The sequence below is a fragment of the Synechococcus sp. H70.1 genome, from assembly GCF_047502705.1.
Taxonomy (GTDB): Bacteria; Cyanobacteriota; Cyanobacteriia; order Thermostichales; family Thermostichaceae; genus Thermostichus.
Map to the genome: position 1 here is coordinate 5,827 of NZ_JANSIV010000005.1, position 7,856 is coordinate 13,682.

The following is a 7,856-nucleotide window of genomic DNA, read 5'->3' on the forward strand; positions in this document are numbered from 1 at the left end:
CGGCCATTGGATTCTGGGCTAAGCTCAGCCACAGGCGCAATTTTGCTTAGCTTAACCTTGGGATTACTGCTTACAAATTGCTGCAGAGTCCATTCGTTTTTAAAGAGCAGAACCGGCCTACCTTGAATATCTTTGACAATTAGAGTATTGAACAGACTGGGGATATCCCGAAGGGCCTCCCAGCCATTTTCTACCCAGCGGGCTAAGGTGTAGGGCAGCATCTCCAAGCGGGTTTCAACATTGTACTCATGCTCCAGGCGGTACTGCAGCACCTCAAACTGCAACTGGCCCACTGCTGCCACAATGGGATCCCGTTTGGATTCATCAAGAGAATACATAATCTGCACGGCCCCCTCTTCCCGCAGCTCTGCAACGCCCTTCTGGAACTGCTTAAACTTGGAGGGGTTGGGATTTTTGAGATAGGCAAAAAGCTCCGGAGAAAAGCTAGGGATCCCGGCATAGCGCAGCTTTGGGCCAGTGTAAAGGGTATCTCCAATTGTAAAGATGCCAGGATTGTTCAAGCCAATGACATCCCCGGGGTAAGCTTCGTCAATAGAGATGCGCTCTTGAGCAAACAGTTTCTGGGGGTAAGAGAGGCGGATGGGGCGGTTGAGGCGGGCATGGTTGACCACCATGTCTTTCTCGAACTTGCCGGAGCAGATGCGTACAAAAGCAATGCGATCCCGGTGGCGGGGATCCATATTGGCCTGCAGCTTAAAGACAAAGCCGGTAAACTCAGGGTAGTCCGGGGGGATCAGCCCTGCCGTACTTTCGTGAGGCATTGGCGGCAGAGAGTACTCCAAAAACGCATTGAGAAACAGCTCTACCCCAAAATTGGTCATGGCGCTGCCGAAGAAGACGGGGGTTTGCTTGCCAGCATGAACCTGCTTGAGATCCAAACTGGGCATGAGGCCGTCCAAGATCTCCAATTCTTCCTTAAATCGGTAGTACAGATCTTTTTCAATCAGCTCTTCAACTTGCGGATCCCCAAGTTTCATAACTGTATCCTTGACCCGCAGTCTTCCCCCAGAGACGCGCTCAAAGAAGTGAAACTCCTGCGTGCGGCGGTCAAACAAAGCTGTAAAGCGCTCCCCCGAGCCAATAGGCCAGGTCACAGGATAGGGCTTAAGACCCAGCTCGGTCTCAATTTCGTCCATAAGCTCAAGGGGATCCCGGCTGGGGCGATCCATCTTGTTGATAAAGGTAAAAATTGGCAATTTCCGCAGTTGACAAACTTCAAACAGCTTGCGAGTTTGGGGTTCTAGCCCTTTGCCGGCATCCTCCAGCATCACGGCGTTGTCAACTGCTGCCAGGGTGCGGTAGGTGTCTTCGCTGAAGTCTTGGTGGCCGGGAGTATCGAGGAGGTTGAGGCGAATATTGCGGTAATCAAACTGCAAAACGGTGGAGGTAATGGAAATGCCCCGCTGTCTTTCCAGTTCCATCCAGTCGGAGGTAACCCGCTTTTGAGCGCGGCGGGCCTTCACGGCCCCAGCCTCCTGAATGGCTCCCCCGTAGAGCAAAAGCTTTTCCGTAAGGGTGGTCTTCCCGGCATCGGGGTGGGAAATGATGGCAAAAGTGCGCCGCTGCTGGATGGCTTTGGCTAAGTCTACTTCTTTCATCGTCAAGAGGCTCCTCTACTCCAATCCCGCTGGTCTCACTGGGCGCTGGCGGCATTGAGTCCCTCTCGTTCAGAGGGAGGAGAGAAAGCGGTGCAGCCGTTCCAGACCTTTTTCCAGGGTGGCGCGGTCAGCGGCATAGGAGAGGCGAATACAGTGATCGGCTCCAAAGGCCACACCTGGTACGGCGGCCACATGGTGCTCTTTGAGCAGCCGTTGGCAAAACTCCACCGAACTTAGCCCTGCTTGGCTGATGTTGAGGAAGACGTAAAAGGCCCCCTCGGGCTCTGGGCAGCTCACCCCTGGCAGGGTGCGGATCCCCTCCAGCATCAGATCCCGCCGCCGCCAGAACTCTTGGCGCATCTTTTCTATTGCTGGCGCCGAAAGGGGACTGGTCAGGGCTTCCAAAGCGCCGTACTGCGCAAAGGTGCAGACGTTCGAGGTGCTGTGGCTTTGCAGGTTGATGGCTGCATCGATAATGGGCTGGGGTCCGGCCAGGTAGCCGATGCGCCAGCCGGTCATGGCGTAGGCTTTGGCAAAGCCGTTGCTGAGGATCAGGCGCGGCATTAAATCAGGGCAAAGGGCTCCCAAGCTGAGGTGGCGGGCTTGGCCGTAGACCAGCTTCTCGTAGATCTCATCGCAGACCACGTAGAGATGGGGAGCCGAGAGGATCACCTCCGCCAGCGCCTCCAGCTCGTCCTGGTGATAGACCGCACCGGTGGGGTTGGCGGGCGAGTTGAGAATGAGCAGCTTGCTGCGGGGGGTGAGGGCCTGGCGCAGTTGAGCGGCGGTGAGTTTGAACCCCTGCGCCTCTTGGGTTTGAACCCGCACCACCTGCGCTCCGGCCAGGGCCACCATTTCGGGATAACTGACCCAGTAGGGGACGGGCAGGATCACCTCATCTCCTGGATCCAGCAGCACCATGGCCAGGTTAAAGAGGGTCTGCTTGCCACCGTTGCTAATCAAGATCTGCTCGGGGCTATAGTCCAGGCCGTTTTCTCGGCGCAGCTTGTCTGCCACCGCCTGGCGCAGGGCGGGGATCCCAGCAGTGGGTCCGTAGCGGGTTTTCCCTTCCTGCAAGGCACGAATGGCAGCTGCCCGAATATGTTCAGGGGTGTCAAAGTCCGGCTCACCGGCGCTTAGGATACAGACATCCAGACCCTCTGCCTGCATGGCTTTGGCCAGCGCCGAGATCGACAGCGTTGCCGAAGGAGAAAGGCGGGCAACCCGTTGAGACAAGCCAGCAGCAGACACCATCAGTTGGGGATTGTACGGTTAGGCGAGTTCTCAGCACCTAGGCTACGGCTGGCAAGAGGCGGCTGCCATCCACGAGCAGCAGCTGGTGACCTTCCCGCTCCGCCAGCAGATCCCAAAACTCCCCGGCAGTAGCCCCTGGCAAAAACCCTTCCAGGCGTAGCCGCAGAGGTGGAAATTGTTTGTTGCCCTGGGGCTTGCGCCGCACTGTTGTCCAGATGTAGCCCTCGTGAGGCTCGACGATGCCGCGAATGTTAAAGCCCTCCTCGGCATCTTCAGGGGCGGGCAAAAAGGGCTCCTCCTCTGCCCCTGGGTCCTGCTCTTCCTCGGGCAGGGCCAGGATGCGGATAACGCTCAGGCCCAAGGTACCTCCCGACCGTGGCTGCGGCTGCACGTAGTACCAGTAGGTGTGGCCGCTCTCAATGCAGTGGGTGAAAGAGCGCAGTAGCCCGGCACGGCCAGGGGTGGCTGGGTATTCCACACCATCGGTGGCAACCAAGGTTGCCTGGGCATAGGTCTTCGGGATCGGCTTCAGGGATCCCTTAATCAGGCCCAGAGCGCGAAACTGGTAGGGGTGGGCAGGCGGCGGAATAGGGTTCATGGGGCTTAGGGACAAAACTGGCAGCACCAAAGGCAGGGCCTCTAAAGTTTATCTTATGGCGAGGACCCCCTAATCCAGCAAAAACTGCACCCACTTTGGCGGCGGCGGCAGCGGACAGCGGAAATGCTCCATGACCAGAGCTGCCACCAAATGCACGGTAAAGGCATAGACCAGGGAGTTAAAGGCAATAAACCCTAGCACTACCCCCTGAACCATCCAGGGTTCTGCCACCCAATACAGGCCAAATCTGCCCAGAGACATGTCCAACAGCCAGTTGGTCAGGCCAGTAAGTTGGATGGTGAGGTAGGTCCAGAGGTTTTCTCCCAGCAGCAGCGAGGAGAGCAGCAGTTGGAAAACTAGACCAAAGGTGCTGAGGGCAGCACCGCTGACCAGCGAGAGGTACCAGGAGAGGCGTTGCCGCCACAGGCAGGCACAGCAATAACCCAGAAGACCATAGGGAATGACATAGAGGATGCTGCGGGTAGGCCCCATCAATACTGTCAGCAACAGGGCGGAAACCACCAGCGCCATCGCTCCAGTGCGGGGATCCCAGCGCATCACGGCCAGCGCCACGGGGATAGGGAAAAACAAGCGCATAAACGGGGCCAGCGGTGTGTAGCTCAAGATCCAGATCAAAGCGGCAGTGCTGGCTAAAAAAGCCGTTTCCACCACCCTTAAGGCAGGAGAAGGGGGTGGAGAGGGGGGTAGGGGGGGGAAATCATCCTGCACAGGCGGCCCAGCACGGAAAAGACCACTGTTCCCAGCTTAGGCCAGCACTTGCTAAGTGGGCTGAGGGGAATCTTGAGCGGTTGCGGCCTTGTTCCAGGCGCAAGCTCTGGCCCCCTCCCAGCGCACCTGCCAAACTTGCCCTGCCACCGCCACTGCATCCCCTGGGCGCAGCTTGCGTCCCCGCCGGGTTTCCACCTCGCCGTTGACGCGCACCTGCCCCGCCTGGATAAGCTGCTTGGCCTGCCCACCGGTGGCCACAACGCCCGTCAGCTTGAGAAATTGATCCAGCTTGATGTAGGGATCCCTTGGCGGAGGAGCTTGAGAAGGGGGGAGGGTCTTGGCCATGATCTCACCGCTTTGGCTGGGGTGTCGGCTGGTTCCATTGCTCTGCTGCTTTGCTGGAATGGGGGGCGGGGCCAGGGATCCCCTAGAGCTGGGGGCCATCGGCAGCAGCCGCAGCAGTCGGCTCGCCTTCGGCAGACCAAAACTCGTAGGCAGCTTGGGAGAGTTTGGCAATCAGCTCCTCCGCTTTGGGATCGTTGGGCGTTTCCCGCTTCACCCACACCGCCGCTATGTAACGCCGCCCGTTGGGTAGATCGAGGATCCCGGCGTCTCCCACCACCGAGCTGAGGGTTCCCGTTTTGTGGGCAATGCGCACTTCTGGGTTCAGGCCAGGGCGGAAGTAGGAGGGCCGTTGGGTGCGCCAGAGGATGTCCAAAAAGCGGTCGCGGCTGCGGCGGCTGAGCATGCGCCCCTGCTCCACCTGGCTAAGCAGCCAGACCATATCGCGCGGGCTACTGGTGTTGGCACCCTCCAGATCCGGCAGCCATTGGGAAATCTGCGTGTGTTGCAGCCCCCACTGGCGAAACTTTTGGTTGAGGGCTTCCCGACCGCCGAGGCGATGGATGATCAAGTTGGTGGCAAAGTTGTCGCTGAGGGTGCTCATGAGGGTGGCTGCCTCCAGCGCAGAGACCTGAGAGCCCAGGGGACGGGTTTGCAAAAGGCCGGCTCCCCCCCCTTTGAGCTCTTCTTGTAGCGTCAGCTTTTCATCTAGCCGCAGCTGCCCAGTTTCCACTGCTTGCAGAAAGGCGAGGAGAATTGGGATCTTGATGACGCTAGCGGCAGGAAAAGCCTGATCCGGACTCACCCCAGCAAAGGCACCGCTTTCCACCTCCCAAAACAAGGCTCCCACCGTTAGGCCCGGCTGGTTGGCCAAGGCAGCCAAGCGCTCCCGCAACGCGGGGATCTCCTGGCCTTTGAGCAAGTCGGTGGGCAAGGTGGGGGGGAGATCCCCAGATCCTGGTGCAGCCTGCTCTGTCTGAGCAGGGGTGGTGGACTGTAACAGGTGCGACAGGCCAGCCATCGTCAGGCCCAAAGTTAGGCTTAGGCCTAGGCCCCGGAGCAGCACCTCCTTAAAAGCAGCAGAGCGCCGCCGCTGAGGGGGACGAGTTGCCCGTTGGCGCATTCGGGCAATGGCCTTTTGGCGAGAAAGGCGCAGCGGCTGGGGGCGGGAAGCCATAGGTAGCAGACGCTCAGAAACAGGGACGGCCTGAGGAAAACGGGACGGATGGCGCGCCGCCTCCCGGGATCTTTCTTGAGCTGAGCTGCGGCCTCTTCCCTCCCTTGCCCTAGCCATGCCTACCTCAACGCAACTCCTTTGACCAATCATGACAGCAATTTGGCTGCCGGCAAAGCACCCGCGCTCTAGCCGGGAAGAGAACGCCAACCTACCCTGCCGAGGGGAAATCCCTTTGCTGCCGGATCGGGAGCGGGTTGGCTATCCTGAAGGTAGGCTTTTGTGAAGCATTTTCCAGCTCCTGCGCTCGGTTCCCCAACCCCAAGGGCTACCTTGAACCCCAACGCTGGAGCTGGGGGAGGCGACGATGGCTAACTACAACCGCGGCATTATGCAGTTCAAGGGGGCGGATAGTCCCATTGTGGTGCTGATCTCAGCCAGCGTTGTGGCAGGGGTCGTCTCGGCCCTGATCTGGTGGGCCCTCCACTTTGCTTACGCCGCTTGAGATCCCCGTCTTTTTTGCCAGCAGGGGTGGCAGGCCAGCAACCGCTGCTTTGGGAAGAGGCAGTCCGGCAGCGCCTGCGGCAGTCCTTGCAGCGCTGGTACCGCAAGCACGGGCGGGATCTCCCCTGGCGGCGTACGCGAGATCCCTACGCCATTTGGGTGGCGGAGGTGATGCTGCAGCAGACCCAGGTGGCAACCGTGATCCCCTACTTTCAGCGCTGGATGCAGGCTTTGCCGGGGATCCCAGAGTTGGCGGCAGCCCCGCAGCAACAAGTGCTGAAATTGTGGGAGGGCCTGGGCTACTACCGGCGGGCGCTGAACCTGCACAAGGCGGCCCAGATCTTGGTGCAGGAACACGGAGGCCAGTTTCCCAGGAAGCTGGAGCAGGTGCTGGCCCTGCCGGGGATCGGGCGCACCACAGCTGGTGGCATTCTCAGCGCCGCCTTTGACCTGCCCCTGCCGATTTTGGAGGGCAATGTCAAACGGGTGTTGGCCCGCCTAGTGGCTTTGCCCCAGCCGCCGGAGCGCTGTTTGCCCCTGTTGTGGCAGCTTTCAGAGCAATTGCTGGATCCCGAGCAGCCGCGCACCTTTAACCAGGCGCTGATGGACTTGGGCGCTACTGTCTGCCGGCCGCGGCAACCTCGCTGTAGCCAATGTCCCTGGCAGGCCGATTGCGCTGCCTACAATCAAGGTCAACAGCAACACCTGCCTATGTCTGAGCCCCGTCCCTTGCGCCCTCACAAACAGATTGCGGTGGCCATCGTTTTGCGGGGGAACGAGATCCTCATCGACCGGCGCCCGGAAAGCTCGATGCTCAGCGGCCTGTGGGAGTTTCCTGGCGGCAAAATCGAGCCGGGAGAAACCCCTGCGGAGTGTGTGGTGCGGGAGGTGAAAGAAGAAATTGGCATCGATATTCAGGTGGTGGCGCCGCTAGCCACCATTGAACATGCCTATACCCATTTCACCATCACTCTCATGGCTTTTATCTGTCGCTATCTGGGTGGAGAAGCCCAAGCCCTGCAATGCAGCGAAGTGCGCTGGGTCAAACCAGCAGAGCTGTCGCAATTTCCTTTTCCAGCAGCCAACCAAAAGCTATTTCCCTACCTGTACACTTGGCTAGAAGAACACGGATCTTGCCTGGAACCCAACTAATCCGCCAAATGGCTTAGACCCTTTTGGCCTCGTTCCGGCAAGATGTTCACTAGGATCTAGCTATCCTGCGGCAGGAGGTACGGATATGCTGGTCACTCTGGAGAAAGCAGGGGAGCTTCTGGCCAAGGGATCCCATACGGCGATTCCGACAACAGACGGCAAAATCGCGCTGGTGCCAAAAGGAAAAGAGAACCTCAAGCTGACGGCCGCCGAAGCCATTAACTTGATGTTTTACGTCGTCCGCTCTGCCGACCCCCCGGAAGCAGTGATGGCACAACTGCAGGAGGCCGCTGCCAAGGCGCAAGCCCCTGATCCCGCCGAAGAACGCGCCAGAAGATATCGAGAAATTCGCGGAGTAGTCTAGCTAGCGGAATCTCTTGGCGCAGGTGAGAAGCTAGCCTGGCGGGGGTAGGGGCTTCTCATTGGCTGCTGGGGCCGGCAGCAGTGGTTGTTTGGCCTAGCCGGTGAGAGCGCAGAGCTGGAG

At 59.4% G+C, this 7,856-nt stretch carries 9 protein-coding genes; 3 read left to right on the forward strand and 6 right to left on the reverse strand.

Going from position 1 to position 7,856, the window contains the following annotated elements:
* The 6 genes from NW827_RS00150 to NW827_RS00175 all read right to left on the reverse strand — a co-directional run.
* Positions 1-1,619: peptide chain release factor 3 (locus tag NW827_RS00150; RefSeq protein WP_414503189.1), on the reverse strand; the 1,619-nt coding region annotated here is incomplete at its 3' end.
* 69 nt (positions 1,620-1,688) lie between these two features.
* The gene (locus NW827_RS00155) at positions 1,689-2,873 is read right to left on the reverse strand and encodes a pyridoxal phosphate-dependent aminotransferase (protein WP_414362613.1); all 1,185 of its coding nucleotides are present in this window, start codon (positions 2,871-2,873) and stop codon (positions 1,689-1,691) included.
* 37 nt (positions 2,874-2,910) lie between these two features.
* The gene (locus tag NW827_RS00160) at positions 2,911-3,498 is read right to left on the reverse strand and encodes a hypothetical protein (protein ID WP_414362612.1); all 588 of its coding nucleotides are present in this window, start codon (positions 3,496-3,498) and stop codon (positions 2,911-2,913) included.
* Between the two features lie 42 nt (positions 3,499-3,540).
* Complete coding sequence (locus tag NW827_RS00165; RefSeq protein ID WP_414403456.1) at positions 3,541-4,200, reverse strand: DUF2232 domain-containing protein; 660 nt, start codon at positions 4,198-4,200, stop codon at positions 3,541-3,543.
* 51 nt (positions 4,201-4,251) lie between these two features.
* A complete protein-coding gene (locus tag NW827_RS00170; protein ID WP_414503190.1) occupies positions 4,252-4,644 on the reverse strand; it encodes an RNA-binding S4 domain-containing protein in 393 nt (130 codons plus the stop codon).
* Positions 4,628-5,719, reverse strand: a complete 1,092-nt coding sequence (locus NW827_RS00175; protein WP_414403455.1) for a serine hydrolase — start codon at positions 5,717-5,719, stop codon at positions 4,628-4,630. The genes NW827_RS00170 and NW827_RS00175 overlap by 17 nt, the downstream gene beginning before the upstream one ends.
* A gap of 364 nt (positions 5,720-6,083) precedes the next feature.
* Here NW827_RS00175 and NW827_RS00180 point away from each other — a divergent pair, with 364 nt between their 5' ends.
* The 3 genes from NW827_RS00180 (at position 6,084) to NW827_RS00190 (ending at position 7,736) form a co-directional block, all read left to right on the forward strand.
* Positions 6,084-6,221: a hypothetical protein gene (locus tag NW827_RS00180; RefSeq protein WP_414362608.1), complete on the forward strand. Its 138-nt coding sequence runs from the start codon at positions 6,084-6,086 to the stop codon at positions 6,219-6,221.
* 26 nt (positions 6,222-6,247) lie between these two features.
* On the forward strand, positions 6,248-7,372 hold the full coding sequence (gene mutY / locus NW827_RS00185; protein WP_414403454.1) for an A/G-specific adenine glycosylase: 1,125 nt from the start codon (positions 6,248-6,250) through the stop codon (positions 7,370-7,372).
* A gap of 85 nt (positions 7,373-7,457) precedes the next feature.
* Positions 7,458-7,736, forward strand: coding sequence for a hypothetical protein (locus tag NW827_RS00190; RefSeq protein WP_414403453.1), 279 nt, complete (start codon positions 7,458-7,460; stop codon positions 7,734-7,736).
* The last annotated feature ends 120 nt before the right edge of the window (positions 7,737-7,856 follow it).

Excerpts from the sequence above, each read along its gene's own strand:
- NW827_RS00155 (WP_414362613.1), bottom strand. The coding sequence starts at position 2,873 with ATGGTGTCTGCTGCTGGCTTGTCTCAACGGGTTGCCCGCCTTTCTCCT.
- NW827_RS00170 (WP_414503190.1), bottom strand. The coding sequence starts at position 4,644 with ATGGCCCCCAGCTCTAGGGGATCCCTGGCCCCGCCCCCCATTCCAGCA.
- NW827_RS00180 (WP_414362608.1), top strand. The coding sequence starts at position 6,084 with ATGGCTAACTACAACCGCGGCATTATGCAGTTCAAGGGGGCGGATAGT.
- NW827_RS00175 (WP_414403455.1), bottom strand. The coding sequence starts at position 5,719 with ATGGCTTCCCGCCCCCAGCCGCTGCGCCTTTCTCGCCAAAAGGCCATT.
- NW827_RS00190 (WP_414403453.1), top strand. The coding sequence starts at position 7,458 with ATGCTGGTCACTCTGGAGAAAGCAGGGGAGCTTCTGGCCAAGGGATCC.